The sequence below is a fragment of the Actinoplanes sp. SE50/110 genome (assembly GCF_900119315.1).
Classification (GTDB): Bacteria; Actinomycetota; Actinomycetes; order Mycobacteriales; family Micromonosporaceae; genus Actinoplanes.
Genome location: NZ_LT827010.1, coordinates 1569774 through 1588178, shown reverse-complemented (window position 1 = coordinate 1588178; position 18405 = coordinate 1569774). Strand labels below are relative to the sequence as shown.

At 72.0% G+C, this 18405-nt stretch carries 18 protein-coding genes; 12 read left to right on the top strand and 6 right to left on the bottom strand.

What is annotated here, in order from left to right; translation table 11 throughout:
- Nucleotides 1-24: 24 nt before the first annotated feature.
- Together ACSP50_RS07165 and ACSP50_RS07160 are read right to left on the bottom strand one after the other, a co-directional pair.
- Nucleotides 25-1767, bottom strand: a complete 1743-nt coding sequence (locus ACSP50_RS07165; RefSeq protein ID WP_014688490.1) for a glycoside hydrolase family 3 protein — start codon at nucleotides 1765-1767, stop codon at nucleotides 25-27.
- A gap of 37 nt (nucleotides 1768-1804) precedes the next feature.
- Nucleotides 1805-2296: a DUF3145 domain-containing protein gene (locus ACSP50_RS07160; protein WP_014688489.1), complete on the bottom strand. Its 492-nt coding sequence runs from the start codon at nucleotides 2294-2296 to the stop codon at nucleotides 1805-1807.
- Nucleotides 2297-2540: 244 nt separating this feature from the next.
- Here ACSP50_RS07160 and ACSP50_RS07155 point away from each other — a divergent pair, with 244 nt between their 5' ends.
- Nucleotides 2541-2867 (top strand): hypothetical protein, encoded by a 327-nt coding sequence (locus ACSP50_RS07155; protein ID WP_014688488.1) that lies wholly within the window; start codon nucleotides 2541-2543, stop codon nucleotides 2865-2867.
- A gap of 74 nt (nucleotides 2868-2941) precedes the next feature.
- Here the strand turns inward: ACSP50_RS07155 and ACSP50_RS07150 are convergent, their stop codons facing one another.
- Nucleotides 2942-3544 carry a carbonic anhydrase gene (locus ACSP50_RS07150; RefSeq protein WP_014688487.1) on the bottom strand — a complete coding sequence of 201 codons (603 nt, stop codon included), beginning with the start codon at nucleotides 3542-3544 and terminating at the stop codon, nucleotides 2942-2944.
- A gap of 169 nt (nucleotides 3545-3713) precedes the next feature.
- Here ACSP50_RS07150 and ACSP50_RS07145 point away from each other — a divergent pair, with 169 nt between their 5' ends.
- The 5 genes from ACSP50_RS07145 to surE all read left to right on the top strand — a co-directional run bounded on the left by ACSP50_RS07145 (nucleotide 3714) and on the right by surE (nucleotide 9254).
- A complete protein-coding gene (locus ACSP50_RS07145; protein ID WP_043510973.1) occupies nucleotides 3714-4652 on the top strand; it encodes an alpha/beta fold hydrolase in 939 nt (312 codons plus the stop codon).
- Between the two features lie 152 nt (nucleotides 4653-4804).
- Complete coding sequence (locus ACSP50_RS07140) at nucleotides 4805-6928, top strand: AAA family ATPase (RefSeq protein ID WP_043510971.1); 2124 nt, start codon at nucleotides 4805-4807, stop codon at nucleotides 6926-6928.
- 171 nt (nucleotides 6929-7099) lie between these two features.
- Nucleotides 7100-7405 (top strand): hypothetical protein, encoded by a 306-nt coding sequence (locus ACSP50_RS07135; protein WP_014688484.1) that lies wholly within the window; start codon nucleotides 7100-7102, stop codon nucleotides 7403-7405.
- Nucleotides 7406-7461: 56 nt separating this feature from the next.
- Entirely contained in the window at nucleotides 7462-8406 is a 945-nt protein-coding gene (locus ACSP50_RS07130; protein ID WP_231956881.1) for a PfkB family carbohydrate kinase, read from the top strand.
- Nucleotides 8403-9254, top strand: coding sequence for a 5'/3'-nucleotidase SurE (gene surE, locus ACSP50_RS07125; protein ID WP_014688482.1), 852 nt, complete (start codon nucleotides 8403-8405; stop codon nucleotides 9252-9254). The genes ACSP50_RS07130 and surE overlap by 4 nt, the downstream gene beginning before the upstream one ends.
- A 254-nt stretch (nucleotides 9255-9508) precedes the next feature.
- Here surE and ACSP50_RS07120 read toward each other — a convergent pair whose 3' ends face one another.
- Nucleotides 9509-9859: an STAS domain-containing protein gene (locus ACSP50_RS07120; protein WP_014688481.1), complete on the bottom strand. Its 351-nt coding sequence runs from the start codon at nucleotides 9857-9859 to the stop codon at nucleotides 9509-9511.
- Between the two features lie 313 nt (nucleotides 9860-10172).
- Between ACSP50_RS07120 and ACSP50_RS07115 the strand changes: the two genes are divergently transcribed.
- From ACSP50_RS07115 to ACSP50_RS07095, 5 genes are all read left to right on the top strand, one after another.
- Nucleotides 10173-10583, top strand: coding sequence for a hypothetical protein (locus ACSP50_RS07115; protein ID WP_014688480.1), 411 nt, complete (start codon nucleotides 10173-10175; stop codon nucleotides 10581-10583).
- 64 nt (nucleotides 10584-10647) lie between these two features.
- Nucleotides 10648-11058, top strand: coding sequence for a YdeI/OmpD-associated family protein (locus ACSP50_RS43760; protein WP_014688479.1), 411 nt, complete (start codon nucleotides 10648-10650; stop codon nucleotides 11056-11058).
- A 100-nt stretch (nucleotides 11059-11158) separates the two neighbouring features.
- On the top strand, nucleotides 11159-12559 hold the full coding sequence (locus ACSP50_RS07105) for a serine/threonine-protein kinase (protein ID WP_014688478.1): 1401 nt from the start codon (nucleotides 11159-11161) through the stop codon (nucleotides 12557-12559).
- 47 nt (nucleotides 12560-12606) lie between these two features.
- On the top strand, nucleotides 12607-13464 hold the full coding sequence (locus tag ACSP50_RS07100; protein ID WP_014688477.1) for a MerR family transcriptional regulator: 858 nt from the start codon (nucleotides 12607-12609) through the stop codon (nucleotides 13462-13464).
- Nucleotides 13465-13608: 144 nt separating this feature from the next.
- Entirely contained in the window at nucleotides 13609-14178 is a 570-nt protein-coding gene (locus ACSP50_RS07095; RefSeq protein WP_155123450.1) for a hypothetical protein, read from the top strand.
- Here ACSP50_RS07095 and ACSP50_RS07090 read toward each other — a convergent pair.
- Together ACSP50_RS07090 and argS are read right to left on the bottom strand one after the other, a co-directional pair.
- The gene (locus ACSP50_RS07090) at nucleotides 14168-15973 is read right to left on the bottom strand and encodes a bifunctional UDP-sugar hydrolase/5'-nucleotidase (protein ID WP_014688475.1); all 1806 of its coding nucleotides are present in this window, start codon (nucleotides 15971-15973) and stop codon (nucleotides 14168-14170) included. The two genes, ACSP50_RS07095 and ACSP50_RS07090, sit on opposite strands and share 11 nt — an antisense overlap.
- 120 nt (nucleotides 15974-16093) lie before the next feature.
- Nucleotides 16094-17737, bottom strand: coding sequence for an arginine--tRNA ligase (gene argS, locus ACSP50_RS07085; protein WP_043513679.1), 1644 nt, complete (start codon nucleotides 17735-17737; stop codon nucleotides 16094-16096).
- A gap of 198 nt (nucleotides 17738-17935) precedes the next feature.
- Between argS and ACSP50_RS07080 the strand changes: the two genes are divergently transcribed.
- Entirely contained in the window at nucleotides 17936-18388 is a 453-nt protein-coding gene (locus ACSP50_RS07080) for a protein-tyrosine phosphatase family protein (protein ID WP_014688473.1), read from the top strand.
- Nucleotides 18389-18405 lie beyond the last annotated feature (17 nt).

The window sequence follows — 18405 nt, the reverse complement described above, 5'->3', positions numbered from 1 at the left end:
CGGCGACGCCGGCATCCGATGCGGCTATCTCCCGCAGGCGCTGCGGGGCAGGCCGGCGACCGCGATCGGCGATCTACCCGGTGCCGTCGTCTTCCCGGCGATCACCGCGGCCAGCGCCACCATCGACAGCCGGCTCGACGAGTACGTCGCCAGCAGCGTCGGTGACTTGGCGTAGGCGAGCAGCCCCGGCAGGTCGGTGATCACCGTCAGCGCGGCGTCCGGGGACAGGTCGACCGGCTGGTCGCCGTACCCCACCAGCCGGATCTCGGCCCCGCCGGCCGCCTGCACGACCACCCCGGCGTCCTGCAGGGCGTGCACCAGGTTCACCCGGGCGGTCTCCCGCGAGGCCGGCGCGGTGACCGTGACCGGCCCGGTTACCAGCGGCCCGGAGCACCGGCCGCGCAGCACGGTGACCGCGGCGGCGTCCAGCGCGGCGACCGCCTGCTGGTGCGCCGGCGTGCCGATCGCGGCGAGGGCGGGTGGGGCGGTGGCCGCGGTGCGGAACTTGAGGGTGAGGATCCGGGTGACCGCCTCGGTCAGCCGCTGCCGCGGGAGCGTCCCGCTCCTCAGGCCGGCCAGGATGCCGTCCCGGGCGGCGCCGATGTCCGGCGGCATGAGCAGCATGTCGTTGCCGGCGTTGAGGGCCCGCACCGCCGCCTCGCCGGGCGCCCACTTGCGGGCCGGCGCCATGTTCATCGCGTCGGTGATCGCCACCCCGGTGAACTGGAGCCGGCCGCGTAGCACATCGGTCATGATCTTGTGGGAGAAGGTGGCCGGCACCCCCTTGTCGACCGCCTGCAGGTCGAGGTGGCCGGACATCACCACACCGGCGCCGGCCTGCACCCCGGCCTGGAACGGCGGCAGGTCCTGGGCCTGCCAGGCGGCCAGGCTCTGCCGGATCACCGGCAGCTCCTCGTGGCTGTCCCCGCTGGTGTGCCCGTGCCCCGGGAAGTGTTTGAGGGCGGCCGCGACGCCGGCCCCCTGCAGGCCCCGGACGGCGGCGGCGACCTGGGCGGCGTTCGCCGCCGGGTCGGTGCCGAAGGAGCGGGAGCCGATCACCGCGCTGCCGGCCGGTCCGAGGGTGTCGGCGACCGGGGCGAAGTCCACCGTGACGCCCATCGCGGCCAGCTCCTCGCCGGCCGCGTGCCAGGCCGCCTCGGTCAGCGCGGGCTGCCCGGCGGCGCCCGCCGCGAGCGCCGACGGGAGCACCGTGACGCCATCGGTGATCCGGGTGACCACCCCGTACTCCTGGTCGGTGCCGATCATCAGCGGGGCCGCGGCGGGCAGCTGCCGGGCGGCCACCTGCAGGCCGTCGGTGAGCGCCCGGACCTGCTGCGGGTTCTCCACGTTCGAGGTGGGGTTGGTTCGGCCGGTCGGGTCCTGCTGGGTGAACGAGACCAGGATCAGGCCGCCGAGCCGGTATTTGGCGATCATCTCGGCCGGGGTGTCGACGCCGGCCAGTTTCCGGTTGCCGGCCACCGCGCCGGCGTCGACCCGGTTCGCCGATCCGCCGTACGCGTACGGCATCAGCACCTGCCCGGCCAGGTCCTCGTCGCTGAGCCGGGCCACCGTGGCGGCCGCCCGGACCGCCGGATCGCCGGGTGGCGCGGACGCCGATTCGGAGAGCGGGACGCTCAGCACCGACCCGACCGGATCGGTGGTGGGCGGGGCGGCCGGCGGTGGCTTGGCGTCGTCTCCGCAGGCCCCGATGAGCAGGAGCAGCGGAGCGACAAAAGCGACACAAGACAACTTTCTCACGACCGCCATCGAATCAGGTCGGACGGCAGCCCGCCACGCGATCCCCCTACCCGACCCGGGTGAGAAGGGTTACCGGGGCGCCGTCGCCGGCGTACCGGAACGGCTCCAGCTCGGCGTCCCAGGCGCTGCCGAGCGCCTTCTCCAGGGCATGCGCCAGCGCCTCCGGAGCCCGGGCGGACGCCATGATGGCACGCAGCCGGTCCTCGCCGACCTGAATGTCCCCCGAGGCGCCCATCGTCCCGTGGAACAGCCCGCGGCCGGGGACGTGCATGAAGCGCTCCCCGTCCAGCCCCGGACTCGGTTCCTCGGTCACCTCAAAACGGATCATCGGCCACTGCCGGAGGGCAGCAGCCAGCTCGGCGCCAGTTCCGGCGCGTCCCGTCCAGCTGCACTCGGCTCGGCGCATGCTGGGGTCGACCGGCTGCACGGTCCAGTGGAGATTGACCGGCGCGGTCAGGACGCGCGCTATGGCCCATTCGACGTGCTGGCACACGGCGAGCGGGGTTGAGTGGACGTATACGACGCCACACGTTGGCACGGTGACCTCCCGGAGACCGAGGTGCGTCTTCCCCTACGACCTCGACCGCGGTTGATCGTGTCCCATGATGCCGGTTGGTACGGATGGTGCGCCAGAGAATCCGCAACATCGACTGTGGGACCGGTCGTGGTGGCATACCCGGTCCAACGCCTGTACCTGCTCCGACGGCACGGTTCACCGCTCGTCGTGTAGAGTTGCCACGGCCTTTTTTCTCTGCTCGAGCTTTTCCTCAAGGAGTACCGCCGTGGCGAGCAACACCTCAAAGACCGCCCGCGCATCAGTCCGCGCCGGCCAGGGCACCGGTGGCGCCCTCAGCGTGCTCGGTGAGTACAAATACCTCATCCCGCTCGCCAACGGCCGCTTCGCGTACGTTCGCAACCTGACCAACGGCAAGACCTCGCACCTCAAGACCGACTCCGACGCCTTCGTCGAGGAGATCCGCGTGCTGAGCGCGGCCGGCCACGGCGCCAAGATCCGCGCCGAGCTGAACGCCCTGCACACCTCCAGCCCGGCCGACGGCTGGGACGCGACCGAGAAGCGGCTGGCCGACGCCGGCGTCTTCGAGGGCTGACCCACCGCGTACGAGAAAGGCACCTCCCCGGATCTGCCGGGGAGGTGCCTTTTCGCATCTGATGAAGATCACACCTACAGGATGATGACCGTGCCGGTCGCCAGGTCGTAGACGCCGCCGACCACGTCCACCCGGCCCTCGGCGATCGCCGGGGCCAGGCTGTCGGCCGTCCGCAGCCGCTCCACCGTGCGCCGCACGTGGGCCCGCAGCACGAGGCCGGCGGCGTCCGGGGCGGCCAGATCGATGCCCTCGGTCGCCGCGGCGATCTCGCTGACCAGATAGCCGACGTCGCCGGCCGGCCGATCCCCGGAGCGCTCCGCGTCCAGGGTGGCCTGCACCGCGCCGCAGTTGGTGTGGCCGAGCACCAGCACCAGCGAGGCACCGAGCGCGCCGACGCTGAACTCCACCGAACCGGCCACCGAGCGGTCCAGCACGTGCGCGCCGGACCGGGCCACCAGGATGGAGCCGAACGCCTGGTCGAAGACCGCCTCCAGGGGCACCCGCGAGTCGATGCAGCCGAGCACGATCGAGTGCGGCTGCTGTCCGCCGGCGAGCGCGACGGCCTGTGCCACGTCGTGGCCGGCGAGCGGCGTGCCGGAGACGAAACGCTTGTTGCCGGCCAGGAGCTCGTCCAGAGCGGCGGCGGGAGTGACCGGGGCGGGAAGAGTCGCTGTCATGCGGTCGATTCTCGTACTCCGACGGGCCGGGGGCAGCGATTGCGAGGCAGGTCACGTCACTAACGGGTCTTCCGGCCCTGGCGGGAAAGACGGTGGTCGTTTCGCCGGAGCGTGAGTGATGATTACTACCCGTGGGTACGACGGGGCCGTGAGACACGCGGAGGTGCCCATGTCCGAGCGGATCGAGGTTCGGCTCGCCGACGGTGTGCGGCTGCACGCCGAGGTCTCCGGGCCGGAGCGGGCCCCGGTGACCGTGGTGCTGCTGCACGGCTGGTGCCTGGACCGGCGCACCTGGCGGCACCAGGTGGACGCGCTGAGCGGCCTGGGCCGGCGGGCGCCGCGGGTGATCGCCTACGACACCCGGGGACACGGCCGCTCCTCGGCCACCCATCGCCGGTCCGCCACCCTGGACCAGCTCGGTGACGATCTGGCCGAGGTGCTGCGCCGGCTGGCGCCCCGCGGGCCGGTGGTGCTGGCCGGGCACTCGATGGGCGGCATGACCATCATGGAGTTCGCCCACCGGCACCCGGCGGAGTTCGCCGGCCGGGTGGCCGGGCTGCTCCTGGTCTCCACCACCGCCGAGGGGCACACCCACACCCGGTACGGGCTGCCCGGGAGCGTGGCCGGGGTGCTGCGCGTCGGCGAGACCCTCGGCGCCGGCGTGCTGGCCCGTTCCGGCGCCTGGCGCCCGCACCGGGCCGTGCTGCCCGCCCTCGCCCCGGCGCTGCGCTGGCTGCTCTTCGGTGACCGGTGCGCCGACGAGGACCTGGGCCTGACCCTGCGCGGGGTGGGCCGGGCGTCGCTGTGCTCGATCGGCGGGTTCCGCGCCTCGGTCGGCGCCCAGCAGCGGCTGGACACGCTCCACGCGTTCGCCGGCGTGCCGGCCGCGGTGCTGGTCGGTGACCGGGACCGGCTGACCCCGCCGGCCTGTGCCGAGTCGATCGCGGCGGCGCTGCCGGCGGCCGAGTTCACCGTCTGCCCGGGCGCCGGGCACATGCTGCCCCTGGAACGCCCCGAGGAGGTGTCGGCGGCGCTGCTGAAAGTGGTCCGCCGGGCCGGCCGGGCGACCCGCCGGACCGCCGCCGGTCACCTCGGCCGCGCCGCTTAGCCGGAACATCCGCACCCCGTCCGTCGTTTGTGAGAGGTTCAAACGATGCGGTGACACCAGGCCGCTTCGACGCGCGTTGCCGGGCAGGAGTACGTTCGATTGCCCCCTTCGCGCGAGCGCTGGTGGTGCGCATGAAAGGGAGAACGACCGACTTGAGCGACGCCACCGTCCTGCAACTTCAGATCGCGGTCGAGCAGCAGCACGTGGACCGGGTCTACGCCCGGCTCGCCGAGCTGCGCCGGGACGCGTCCCGGGCCGAAAAGGAGGGCTATCAGCTCGCCGGGGTCGGCACCTTCGGCGCCCTGGTCGAGCGGGACGCGATGGTGTTCCATGCGGCCCGCCGCCGGCACGCGCTGGACACCGAGTACGAGGGGCTGGTCTTCGGCCGTCTCGACCAGAAGGACGGCGCCACCCACTACGTGGGCCGGATGGGCATCCGCGACGAGGACTCGAAGCCGCTGGTCGTCGACTGGCGGGCGCCGGCCGCGGCGGCCTTCTACCGGGCCACCCCGGCCGAGCCGCTGGGCGTGATCCGGCGCCGGATGATCCAGTCCAGCCGGGAGCGGGTCACCGGCATCGAGGACGACCTGCTCGATCCGGAGTCGGCACCGCCCGGGATGACCGTGGTCGGGGACGGCGCGCTGCTGGCCAGCCTGGCCAAGGCGACCGGGCGCGGGATGCGCGACATCGTCGCGACCATCCAGCGCGAGCAGGACGAGGCGATCCGCTCCCCCGCCTCCGGCGTGACCATCGTGACCGGCGGCCCGGGCACGGGCAAGACCGCGGTCGCCCTGCACCGCGCGGCGTACCTGCTGTACTCCGACCGCAGCCGGTTCGCCGGCGGCGGCATCCTGGTGATCGGCCCGTCCGGCGTCTTCGTCGAGTACATCGCGACCGTGCTGCCCTCGCTCGGCGAGGACACCGCCACGCTGCGCTCCCTCGGCTCACTGGTGCCCGGCTGGGACGCGACCCGGGTCGACTCCGGCCCGGTGGCCGCGATCAAGGGCTCGCTGCGGATGCGCCGGGTGCTCGAACGCGCCTCGCACGACGCGGTCCCGGGCGGCCCGGCCGAGCTCCGGCTGCTCTACCGCGGCACGCTGCTGCGGCTGGGCGCGGCCGAGCTGGATCAGATCCGGCGCCGGGTGCTGCAGCGCGGCGCGCGGCGCAACGAGGTCCGCGGTCAGGGTTTCGACCGGGTCTTCGACGCGCTCTGGGCGCAGGCACGTGAGCAGCGGGTGACCGGCCTGCCGGAGAAACGCGAGTTCGAGGCGGAACTGGCCGACCGGACCGACTTCCGGGAGTTCCTCAAGGCGTGGTGGCCGCGATTCACCCCGATGCGGGTGCTGCGGTGGCTGGCCGATCCCGCGCGGCTCCGGTCGTACGCCAACAATCTGCTCTCCCGCGAGGAGATCGCGGTGTTGCAGGGTTCCTTCGACGGCCTGGCCGAGTTCGGTCCGACCATCGCCGACGTCGCGCTGCTCGACGAGCTGGACGAATTGCTGGGCCGCCCCCGGCAGCCGCAGAAGAAGACGAAGAATCCGTTCCACGTGCGCGACGGCATCCAGGAGGTGTCCACCTTCGCCGACCGGCAGGCCGCCGCGCGCGCCCAGCAGGTGCAGCGCGAGGAGGACTACCGCGACTACGCGCACGTGGTGGTCGACGAGTCGCAGGACGTCTCGCCGATGCAGTGGCGGATGATCGGCCGCCGCGGGCAGTACGCGTCCTGGACGATCGTCGGCGACCCGGCGCAGACCGCCTGGGCCGGCGACCCGGACGAACTGGACCGGTCCCGGGAGAAGGCGCTCGGCTCGCGCAAGCGCAACAGCTACGCACTGACCACCAACTACCGCAACTCGTCGGAGATCTTCGCGGTCGCCGCCGGGGTGATCCGGGCGATCCTGCCCGACCTGCCGCTGCCTTCGGCGGTCCGGTCCACCGGCGTCGACCCGGTCGACGTGGTCACCGCGCCGGCCGGTCTGCCCGGCGCGGTCCGCGAGCTGGCCGAGAAACAGCTGGCCGACGTCGACGGCACGATCGGCGTGATCGCCCCGGTGCCGCGCCGCGACGAGGTCGCCGGCTGGGTCACCGGCCTGCCGGAACGCGTGCAGGTGGTGACCGCGTTGGAGGCCAAGGGCATGGAGTACGACGCGGTCGTGCTGGTCGAGCCGGGCCAGATCGCGATCGACCGGGCCGGCGTGCGCACCCTGTACGTCGCCCTGTCCCGTGCCACCCAGCGGCTCACCACGGTCGGCACGGATCCCGCCTGGCACCCCTGACCGGCTGACCGAACCGGTACATCACGGCGGCGGCCGGCCCTCGGTTCGGCCGGGCTCGCCATCGAGCACGCCACCCTGCCGGGGGAACCGGCCGGCGCCGGCCGGCACTGCGCGCCCACCGCCTGGTGACCGGGTATGGCGATCATCACATCGATGGCGGATGATCGCGACATGACGGTGCTCCATCAGCCGCGGGTGGCCTGGGACGGTGCTCTGGCCATGGTCCGCGCTTCCCGGGGGCGGGACTTCCTCGACTACAGCTGGCGGGTCCGCGACCTGCTCGGCCAGCCGGTCTACACCGAGCTGGTGGCCACCCGCGACCGCCTGGTCGCGGCCGATTTCCGGACCGGCGGCGACCGGTCGACCGGGGACCTGGAGGCGGGCAGGTGGCGGGTGCGTCTCGAGGAGCTGCTGCACGACCGGCCCGAGTTGGCCCGCGCGGTCGTGGAACTCACCGCACGCGCCCGGGAAGCCTGAAACGCCACTTCTGTTCTTTTTGCGATCCGCCACGCCGGATGCGCAAAAAGATGAGAATGCGAATCATGAGTGACGGCCGGGTCATGGTCTTCGCGCCGGCCCCACAGCTGACGGTGACCATCGAGCAACACCACGACGAGCCGGAATTGCATGTGCACCCGGGTGGCCAGGGCATCTGGCAGACCCGGATGATCACGTCGCTGGGTGCCCAGGTGACGCTCTGCACCGCGGCCGGCGGCGAGGTCGGCCGGGTGCTGGCCCCGCTGATGGCGGAGCTGCCCGGGGTGACCATGCGACTGGTCGGCCGCGAGCACGGCACCGGGTGGTATGTGCACGACCGCCGCAGCGGCAGCCGCCAGGAGATCGCCGAGCGTCCCGGCGTGCCGCTCTCCCGCCACGAGCTGGACGAGCTCTACAACCTCACCCTGGCCGAGGGCCTGCGGGCCGGCATCGCGATCCTCAGCGGCCCCGCGCACCCTTCGGTGATCAAGCCCGAGGTGTACGGGCGGCTCGCCGCCGACCTGCGGTCCAACGGCTGCCGGGTGATCGCCGACCTGTGCGGCCGGTACCTGGAGGAGGTGCTCGCCGCCGGCCTCAACGTCGTCAAGATCAGCCATGAGGAGCTGATCAAGGACGGGCTGGCCGCCGACGGCTCCACCCGCGAGCTGATGAACGCGCTCATGAAGATCAACACCGACGGGGCCGAGGCGGTGCTGGTCTCCCGCGCCGACGAGGGTGCCCTGGCCCTGATCGACGACGAGATCTACGCGGTCACCCTGCCCCGGCTGACCGCGGCCGAGCACCGCGGCGCCGGCGACTCGATGACCGCCGGGGTGGCCGCCACCCTGGCCTCCGGCGGCACGCTGACCGACGCGGTCCGCACCGGCGCCGCCGCCGGCGCCCTCAACGTCACCCGGCACGGCCTCGGCACCGGGCACGTCGACGCCGTCCGGGTCCTCACCGAACGAGTCCGGCTGACCCCGATCAAGAAGGCATCATGACGCTTCGCCAACCGCGCATCCTGATCACCAACGACGACGGCATCGAGGCGCCCGGCATCCGCTGGCTGGCCCGGGCCGTCGCGCACGCCGGATACGAGGCCGTGGTCGCCGCCCCGCTCAGCGAGTCGAGCGGCAGCAGCGCGTCGATGACCGCGGTGGTCCAGGACGGCAAGATCGTCTCGGAGCCGCGCGAGCTGGTCGGGGGCAAGAACATCCCGGCGTACGGGGTGGCCGCCTCACCGGCCTACATCGTCCTGCTCGCGCTGCGGGAAGCCTTCGGCCCGGCACCCGAACTGGTGCTCTCCGGCATCAACCGGGGTGCCAACGCGGGCGCCGCGGTGGTCCACTCCGGCACCGTCGGAGCCACCCTGACCGCGTCCCACGCCGGGCTGCGCGGGCTGGCCGTCTCCCTCGACGTGCTCACCCCGGCACAGGCCACCGCGGCCAGCGGCGGCGCCGCGATCGACGCCATCCACAAGGCCGACGAGGAGCAGCACCACTGGGCGAGCGGGGCCGAGCTCGCCGTCCGGATGCTGCCCGCCCTGCTGCACACCCCGCCCGGCACGGTGTTCAATCTCAACGTGCCCGACCTGCACGTGGACGGGATCCGCGGGCTGAAACAGGCGGCGCTGGCCCGGTTCGGCCAGGTGCAGATGAGCATCGCCGAAGCCGGGGACGGCTTCGTGCGCACGGCGGTCCAGGCCGCCGAGGAGGAGCTGGACGCGGGCACCGACCTGGCCGCGCTGGCCGACAACTTCGCGGTGGTGACACCGCTGCGGGCGCCGCACGAGGACACCACGATCCGGATCAACGTCGACGGGATCCGCATCCAGACCCCGGCGATCTGACCGGCGGTGCGCTTCATTGGCCGGCCCTGCCCTGCATCAGCCTGGTGGCGCACTGCAATCAGCCCGGTGGTCCCTGCATCAGCCCGGTGGTGCGCTTCATCGGCCCGGTGGTGCGCCTCATCGACCCGGCCGTGCCCTGCGTCAGCCCGGTAGTGCGCTTCATCGGCCGAGAAAAAGCCCGCGACCGGCGGAAGCCGATCGCGGGCCAGAAGTATCGGGGTGATCAACCCCACAGCGTCCCAGGAAGCAGAACGTCAGGCGCCGGAGAGCGCCGCATCGTCCTCGTGCGGGGCCGGGTTGCCGAACAGACCCAGCAGCCCGGTCACCCACAGCTGCCGGTGCGCGAACCGGCTCGGATGGGTGACGACGACCTTGACCCCGCCGACCCCGGCGAGCTGGAAGGCCGCCACGAGCGCGCTGATGCCCACGGAGTCGATGAAGGTCACGTGCTGCATGTTGAGCTCGATGCGGGCCGGTGAGCCGTCGGCCAGCTGGGCCGCGACAGCCTCACGGATCTCGTACGCGTTCTCGACGTCGATCTCGCCGCGCGGCGACACCTCGACGGCGCCGTCAGCCAGCGTCGACGTCGTTATCGACAGCGTCACGCCTCTTCCCTCCACCCGCCCGGATCGTTCCGGGCGTTTTTCCTCTGTATCGCGGGTCGTCACAGCCCACCCTGGAGCAGGGCGGGATGGACTACCCCCGGAAGGTTCGGTGAAACTGACCGAAAGGTTAGGCCCCGAACCTGTTAGACACCTGAGTGGCCCGTGTGAGCGAGGTCAACAGTACTGCGGCCGGTCAAATCGTTTTCGAAACGTGATGAGGTCGGGCCCGACGTTTGCCGTTTCCCGCAGCGGGGCAGGAGACGCTCCGGGGACAGGAGACGGCGGGTTGGGCGAGCGCAGGAGGTAACCGAGGATGTTCGCGACGAGGAAGAACCGGGCGGAACGGACCGCGGGTCAGGCCTGGGAGTACCTGTCGGCCGCCGTGGCGAGCGCCGGCGAGACCGCCAAGGACCAGGCCGGTGAGGCTCGCAAGGCCGCCCGCCAGGGACGGAAGGCGGCGGCCGGCAAGGCTGCCAAGGTGAACAAGCAGGGGCACCGGGTCGCCGACGAGGCGAGGTCGCGGGCCACCGCCGCGGCCAACGCGCTGGCCGGCCGCAAGCCGGGTCGCCCGTGGGGCCTGCTCGCCGCGATCGGCCTGCTGGGCCTGGCGGCCGGCTGGGCCGCAGCCACCACCACCCGGGCCGCGCTGGAGCGTGAGGCGGAGAACGAGCAGCTGGAGCTGGCCGAGACGGCGGTCGTGGTGACGCCCACCGCCGACAAGTAGGCGGGCACGGCCGGGCGGGAAAACAGGGTAGGGCGGCCGGGTCCGGCCGCCCTACCCTGTTCCGATGGCCGAACCGCAGTTCTTCCCGGACGCCGCCGCCCTGCGCGGCTGGTTCGAGGAGCACCACGAGGCCGCGCCGGAGGTCTTCGTCGGCTACTGGCAGAAGGGCGCCGGCGAGTCCGGTGTCAGCCACCGAGTCCGGTGTCAGCCACCCCGAGACGATCGAGCAGGCCCTCACCGGCGCCTACTCATACGAGCGGACCGCCCCGGTGGTGTTCGACGTCACCCGGACCCGTTGATCCAGGCCACACCCGCCGCCGGGGAGTGGTTCCGGGCACAGTCGGCGGCGTATGGCCGCTCCGCCACGCGCCGGGTGCTCGGCGCCCGGCGCGCCGACACCCGGGAGCGCCGCCTCGCCCAGCTCATCGAGGATGCCGCGGCCGGGCGACGGGTGCCTCCGCTGGCCTCCCGTTGATCCGCCCGGCTCTGTACTCTTGAGCGGCGTTGCCCACGATCAAAGCTGACTCACAGCTTGCCCAGCGGCCCGGCCGCCCGATCTAGAGAAGGTCCACCTGGTGCTCAGTGCGGGACACATCCTGGACAACCGCTACCGGTTGGACGAGCGGATCGCCACCGGTGGCATGGGTGACGTGTGGCGTGGCACCGACAAGGTGCTGGGCCGGGTCGTCGCGGTGAAGGTGCTGCGCACCGCGATGCTGGACGACCCGGAGTTCGCCGCCCGGTTCTACGGCGAGGCCCGGATGATGGCCGCGTTCCGGCACCCGGGCGTGGTCGAGGTCTACGACTACGCCGAGGCCGGTGACTCCGGCGGTTCGGAGACCGTGGCCTATCTGGTGATGGCGTTCGTCGAGGGCGAGCCGCTGTCCGTCCGGGTGAAGCAGGGCCCGATCCCGGTGGCCGAGACGCTGTCGATCGTGGCGCAGGCGGCCGACGCGCTGCACGCCGCCCACGAGGTCGGCATCGTGCACCGCGACATCAAACCGGGCAACCTGATCGTGAAACCGACCGGCGCGGTCATCCTGATCGACTTCGGCGTCGCCCGGTCGAACGCGATGACCAGCATGACCGGGCTGAACGCGATCGTCGGCACAGCCCTCTACATGGCCCCCGAGCAGGTGGCGAAAGGCAACCTCACGCCCGGCACGGATGTCTACGCGCTGGGCGCCGTGGCGTACCACTGCATCGCCGGCCGCCCCCCGTTCGACGGTGACAACGCGCTCCAGGTGGCCCTGCGCCACCTGGAGGACGAGCCCGACCCGCTGCCCGACCACGTGCCGTTCGAGGTCCGGGAGCTGATCGCCCGGGCGATGGCCAAGCAGCCGGCCGACCGGTTCGCCACGGCCGCCGAGTTCGCCGAGGCGGCCTACGCCGCGGTCGGCACCCCGCAGGACTGGAAACGGCTGACCGGCACTGCGATGATCGCGCCGCGCAGCCCGATCCCGGTGAGCCCGCCGCCGGCGGCGCCCACCTACGCGATGACCCGCCCGCGCATGTCGCCGGCGCCGCCGCCGATGCCGGCCCCCGAGCCGGTCGCCTCCGGCTGGCACACCCAGCGGGGCCTGATGGTCGCCGTGATCGCGCTGTTCGTGCTGGCCGGCGGGCTGGGCGTGGCGTTCGCACTGAGCGGCAACGGGGAGAAGGCGGACGCGAACACCGGCGGTAAGAAGGATCAGAAGCCGGGCATCAGCCAGACCGTCGAGCAGCCGTTCGACCAGGTGACCAACGGCCCGTCGGCGGCCGAGCCGACCCACAAGCCGTCGGCCCGGCACACCAAGGCACCGGTGTCGAGCACGTCGGTCTCCGCCCCGGCCTCGTCGGCGCCGGCCAGCGCCGGCCCGACCAGCGCCCCGCCGTCGTCGAAACCGCCGGTCTCCTCCCCGCCGCCGGATGATCCGACCACGACGACGCCCACCGCCACGACCACCACCACCGGTCCGGCGGCCGGCTCGCAGTAGGGCGCGGTTGACTCTCACACCGTGTCAGACGGGATGGTGAAGCGGTCATGTTGAGTATCGGAGACTTCGCCGGCCTGGGCCGGGTGTCGGTGCGGATGCTGCGCCACTACGACGCCATCGGTCTGCTGCCACCCGCCCGCGTCGACCCGCACAGCGGCTACCGCTTCTACACCGCGGAGCAGCTGTTGCGGCTCAACCGGATCCTCGCCCTCAAGGACCTCGGCTTCAGCCTGCAGCAGGTCCAGTCGATGATCGAGGAGAAGGTCGACGTCGGTGAGCTGCGCGGGATGCTGCGGCTGCGGCGCGCCGAGCTGGCCGCCCAACTGGAGCGGGACAACGCCCGCCTGGCCCTGGTCGACGCGCGTCTCCGGATGGTCGAGTCGGAGGGTCACATGGACACCACGGACGTCATCCTGAAGCAGGTCCCGGCGTTGCGTGTGGCGGCGTTGTCCGCCACCGCGCTGGGTTACGACCACCCCTCGTCGATCAGCGAGAACCTGTCCCCGCTCTACCCTCGCCTGCTGCAGCTGATGGAGCAGGCGGGGGTCGCGATGACCGGCTCACCGATCGCGTACTACCGGCCCGCGCCGACCGGTCCCGAGGACGAGACGATCACGGTGCACGCGGCGTTCCCGATCGGCGACGCCGAGGTCGGCGCGGCCGGTTTCGACGTGGTGACGCTGCCGCCGGTCCGGGTGGCCGCCGCGGTGCACCGGGGCCCGATGGCGGAAGCGTTCCGCACCGGTGGACGGATCGCCGCGTGGATCGAGGACAACGGGTTCCGCCCGGTCCCGCCGGGTTACGCGCGGGAGGTCTATCTGCACTGCCCGCCGGAGCTCGCCGAGTGGCTCACCGAGATGCAGGTGCCGTTGGACGGCACCGGAAATGCAACCGAGGGCAACTAATCCTCAACTGAATCCGGCCCCGGCCGATGAAGGCGGGTGGCCCGGAGATTGCACCCGGGCCGCTACCCGGGAGGCCGCAGGATGACCATCCAGACGTCGCATCACGATCACCTCGTTTCGCCGCCGTGGGCGAATGAGAATGCCGTGGAGGCGGCGGAGACCGTCGAGTTCGTCGTGCCACCGTTCGGGGGCACCGTTCCGCCGTACGGGTCCCCGGAGAACAAGCACGGCGCGCTACTGGTCCGGTTCCCGCACGCGGTGCTGGGTGAGGCCCGGCCGGAGGCGCCGTCCTGGCGCCCGGTGGTGGCCTGGACGTTCCTCCTGAGCGTGCTGGGCGTGGTGTCGGCCATGCGGCGCGCGGGTCGGGCCAGGGCGTACGGGCGGCCGCGTGCCCCGTACTGGATCGCCTTCCTGCTCACCGCGGCGGCCGGAGCGGCGTTCTGGTCGGTGCTGGTCGCCGACGTGGCGGTGCCGGCCTACCGGCACCACGTGGAGGACCGGGCGACCGCCGCGGTGCAGGCCAAGGTGCTCGGCGACGGCCGGGTGGAGGCGGCGGTCGGCACCACGGTCAAGTCCGGCGGTTGTGTGCCGGACGGCGACCGTGGCGCCGACAGCCTGCGGGTCTACGTCTGCTCGTTCCAGTTGACCGACGGGCGGTCCGCCTCGATGCGGATCACCGCGGACATCCGCGGCAACTGGACGTTCAGAAAGTGACCGGCACGCCCTCGCGGACCAGCTGCCAGTTCTTCACGAAGAAGTCGGCCGGGTCGATCTTGCCCTTGGCCTGCGCCCAGTCGATCAGCAGCTGGCGGATCTCCTTCTGCTCGTTGTAGACCTGGGTCTTCACGATGCCCGGGAAGTTGCCGCCGCCCGACCGGCGGTAGTTGTTCACCGCGACCACGAACTGGGCGTCGGCCGCGACGTCGACGCCGGCGATCTGCAGTCGGGTGATCCGGCTGCCGATCGGCTTGCTGATGTCGATGTCGTAGTCGACCCCGGAGAGGATGTCGTAGTTGTAGTCCGGGATCGTGCTGTCGCTGATGGTCGCCGGGTCGACCGGCGCACCGACGGCGAGCGTCTTGAAGAACTTGGCGGAGTACTCCAGGTACGCCTTCACCTCGGCGCCGGTCAGTACGACCGCTTCCAGGGTGTTGTCGTAGATGTAGAGCCCCGCGAGGTCCTTGATCTTGACATCGCCCTTCGGGAACACCGCGGTCCGGCTGAACGGCGCGGCGATCGAGAGCACCGGCAGATTGGCGTACGACGTGCCGGCCAGCGCCTTGGTCACCTCGTCGGTCTGCACCTTGTTGATGTAGTCCAGGATCGCGGTGTCCTCGTACCGCGAGGTGGCGGCGGACAGCTCCGCGGTCGACGCGGCGACGATCTGGTTGACGTACGCGACCGTCTTGGCGTGCTGGCTCTTCACCACGGCCAGCACCTTCGGGTCGGCCTCGACCGTGTTGGTGTTCAGCGTGGCCGACGCCTTGCTGGTGATCTTCCAGCAGCCGTGCTCGCGGACCAGCTCGAAGTCCATCCTGGTGAGCCGCTGGCCCCACTTGGACGGCTCCGAGGTGAGCACCTGCGCGCCGGTCGCCGTGTTGGTGACGAACCGCTGCGCGATCTCCAGGTGCGCATGCCCGAACAGGATCGCGTCGATCCCCGGCACCTGCTGGGCGATCAGCTGCACCGGGTTCTCGTTCGGCAGCTCCGGGCCGTAGCTGGAGGTACCGCTGTCGCCGCCGTGCGCCACCACGATCACGATGTCGGCGCCGCGGTGCCGGATGATCGGCACCCACTTCGCGGCGGTCTCCACCATGCCGAGGAACTTCAGCTTGCCCTCGACGTTGCCCTTGTCCCAGATCGCCACGCCCGGGTTGGTCAGACCCAGGATGCCGACCCGCAGCGTGGGCGCGTGCTTGCCGAGCGAGACCTTCTTGATGATGTACGGGGTGAACGCCGGCCGACCGGTCTTGGCGCTCACCGCGTTGGCGGCCAGGGCCGGGAAGCCCAGCTGACGGATCCACAGGTTCAGCAGCGGCAGGCCGTAGTTGAACTCGTGGTTGCCCAGCGTGACGGCGTCGTAGTGCAGCACGTTCATCGACTTGGCCATCGGGTGCCGCTCACCGGTCTCGGTGATCGGCTCCTGCTTGGCGTAGTACGTGGCCAGCGGCGTGCCCTGGATGGTGTCGCCGGCGTCGAGCACCAGGGTGGCGCCGGCCGCCTCGGCGCGCAGCTTGTTGATCAGCGCGGCGGCCTTGGCGATGCCGACGTCGTTGTGCGCGGCGTCGTCGTACTCCGCGTCCTTGTAGTAGTCCCAGTTGTAGACGTTGCCGTGCAGGTCGGAGGTGCCGAGCACGGTGAGGTGGAACGTCTCCGGGGCCTTCGGCGGCTTCGGGTCGTGCCCCTTGCCGTGGGCCTGGGCCGGACCGGTGAGCGCCAGCGGCGCCGCGGCGGCGGCCGCGGAGACGGCCAGCACACCACGACGCGATACGCCGTTGGGAAGCGTCATTGCGAACCTTTCGCGGATGTCTCGATACGCGTCGCCTCGTGGGCGGCGCAACCACAGCACCCTAACGGCCGATCAGCACATCGGTCGATCAACGGCAGGTTGCACGACTGTCAAGATTGATCAAATCTCTTCCGGCGTCTCGATGCCCAGCAGGAACAATCCGGTGCGCAGCGTCCGCGCGGTCAGGTCGGCCAGACCGAGCCGGCCGGCCCGCAGCCCGTCGGGCGCCCGCAGGACCGGGCAGCGCTCGTAGAAGACCGAGAATGCCGCGGCCAGATCGTGCAGATAGACCGCGAGCCGATGAGGTTCGGCCTGCTCGGCGGCGGCGGTGACGGCGGGGGCGAAGCCGAGCAACGCCATCGCGAGGGCCCGCTCGGCCGGCTCGGTCACCGCCACCGGCCCCGGCGTGCCGGTCGTCTTCCGGAAGATCGAACACACCCGGGCGTACGCCATCTGCAAGTACGGACCGGTGTTCCCGGTGATCGCGAGCATCCGGTCGAAGTCGAGGACGTAGTCGCCGCGCCGGTCCCCGGACAGGTCGGCGTATTTGATCGCGCCGATCCCGACGGCCGGCGTGGACGCCCGGCTCTCCGCCTCGTCGAGCAGGGCGGCGAGCTTCACCGTGTCACCGACCCGGGTCTTGAGCATCTTGCCGTCCGGTCCCAGGATCGAGCCGAACCCGATGTGCTCGGCGGTCACCCCGGCCGGCAGCCAGCCGGCCGCCGTCGCCACCGCGAAGACCATCTCGAAGTGGGTCCGCTGCGGCGCGCCCACCACGTAGAGCATCCGCCGCGCGCCCAGCTTCCCGGCCCGGTACCGGATCGCGGCCAGGTCGGTGGCGGCGTAGCCGTACCCTCCGTCGGCCTTGCGCACGATCAGCGGCAGCGGGTCGCCGTCGCGCCCGGTGAAGCCCGCCGGGAACGCGCAGAGCGCGCCGTCGCTCTCCGCCAGCAGGCCCTTGACCTCCAGCTCGGCCACGACGTCGTCGAGATCGCCCTGATACCGGCTCTCGCCGGCGAAGTCGTCCGGACCGAGCGTGATCCCCAGCCGGGCATAGACGTCCAGGAAGTACCGCTCGGACTGCGCCACCAGGGTCCGCCACAGGTCCCGGGAGAGCGGATCGCCGGTCTGCAGCGCCACCACCCGCCGCCGGGCCCGCGTCCGGAAGTCGTCATCGGTGTCGAACTTAACCCGGGCCGACTGATAGAAAGCGGTCAGGTCACCGATCGAATGATCGGCCGCACCGCCCCGGTCGACCAGGTGCTCGACCAGCATCCCGAACGGGGTGCCCCAGTCGCCGAGGTGATTGACCCGCACCACGTCGTGCCCCAGCCACTGCAGCATCCGGGCCAGGGCGTCACCGATGATGGTCGACCGCAGGTGGCCGACGTGCATCTCCTTGGCCACGTTCGGCCCGGAGTAGTCGACCACCACCCGTACCGGCGCCGCGGCCGGCGGAACCCCCAGCCGGGCATCCGCGCCAACGGTCTGCAACGCGTCGGTCAGCAGGCTGTCAGAAACGGTCAGGTTGAGGAAGCCGGGCCCGGAGACCGCGATCCGCGCGACCCCGTCCAGATCGGCCCGGGCGGCGACGTCGGCGGCGATGTCCCGCGGCGCCCGGCCCAGTTCCCGGGCCAGCGCCAGCGGCGCCCCGGACTGGAAGTCGGCGTGCGGCGACGCCCGCACCGCCGGATCGACCGGGTGGCCGGCGACCGCCGCCAGCGCGGGCGCGAGCCGATCATGCAGGAGAGATTCGAGATTCAAGGTCAACACCCGATTTCTTCGTACGGACGAAGCGGGTCGACCGGCGAGCCTCTGCGCAACCGGCGGGATCGACCCGCCGGAGGTAGGCACAAGTCAGCGGCGGCCGTGGAGACGGCGGCGTCGCGAGCTGACGGTGCTGAACATGCCGCGACTATAACCCGCCGCGGCCGCCTTGGCCGACCGGGTAGTGTTCCGGCGATGAGCGGGACGACCGGCTGGGACCAGGACGCCGCCGGCGTGCTGCGGCTGCCCTCCGGCCGGCTGGTCCGCGGCCGTGGCCTGCGCCGGGCGATGCCCACCGGCCATCCCCCGCAGTTCGGCGTCTACCTGCTCGGCTCCCCGCCTCCCGAGTTCGGCTGGACCACCCGCTGGATCCGCTGGCCCGACTTCTGGCTGCCCAGCGACCGGTCCGAGGCCCGCGCCACGCTGCGGGAGGCGCTGGACCGGGCTGCCGGCGAACGCGTCGAGGTCGCCTGCTTCGGCGGCGTCGGCCGCACCGGCACCGCGCTGGCCTGCCTCGCCGTCCTCGACGGCGTGCCGGCCACCGAGGCCGTCGCCTACGTCCGCGCCCACTACCACCACCAGGCCGTCGAGACCCCCTGGCAGCGCCGCTTCGTCGCCCGCTTCGCCACGGTCGCACCCCGGCCCTAGCGCGCCGCGGCCGGGTC

Coding starts and splice junctions, on each gene's coding strand:
- ACSP50_RS07165 (WP_014688490.1), bottom strand. CDS start 1,767: ATGGCGGTCGTGAGAAAGTTGTCTTGTGTCGCTTTTGTCGCTCCGCTG.
- ACSP50_RS07150 (WP_014688487.1), bottom strand. CDS start 3,544: ATGACAGCGACTCTTCCCGCCCCGGTCACTCCCGCCGCCGCTCTGGAC.
- ACSP50_RS07145 (WP_043510973.1), top strand. CDS start 3,714: ATGTCCGAGCGGATCGAGGTTCGGCTCGCCGACGGTGTGCGGCTGCAC.
- ACSP50_RS07135 (WP_014688484.1), top strand. CDS start 7,100: ATGACGGTGCTCCATCAGCCGCGGGTGGCCTGGGACGGTGCTCTGGCC.
- ACSP50_RS07130 (WP_231956881.1), top strand. CDS start 7,462: ATGCGAATCATGAGTGACGGCCGGGTCATGGTCTTCGCGCCGGCCCCA.
- surE (WP_014688482.1), top strand. CDS start 8,403: ATGACGCTTCGCCAACCGCGCATCCTGATCACCAACGACGACGGCATC.
- ACSP50_RS07115 (WP_014688480.1), top strand. CDS start 10,173: ATGTTCGCGACGAGGAAGAACCGGGCGGAACGGACCGCGGGTCAGGCC.
- ACSP50_RS43760 (WP_014688479.1), top strand. CDS start 10,648: ATGGCCGAACCGCAGTTCTTCCCGGACGCCGCCGCCCTGCGCGGCTGG.
- ACSP50_RS07100 (WP_014688477.1), top strand. CDS start 12,607: ATGTTGAGTATCGGAGACTTCGCCGGCCTGGGCCGGGTGTCGGTGCGG.
- ACSP50_RS07090 (WP_014688475.1), bottom strand. CDS start 15,973: ATGACGCTTCCCAACGGCGTATCGCGTCGTGGTGTGCTGGCCGTCTCC.
- ACSP50_RS07080 (WP_014688473.1), top strand. CDS start 17,936: ATGAGCGGGACGACCGGCTGGGACCAGGACGCCGCCGGCGTGCTGCGG.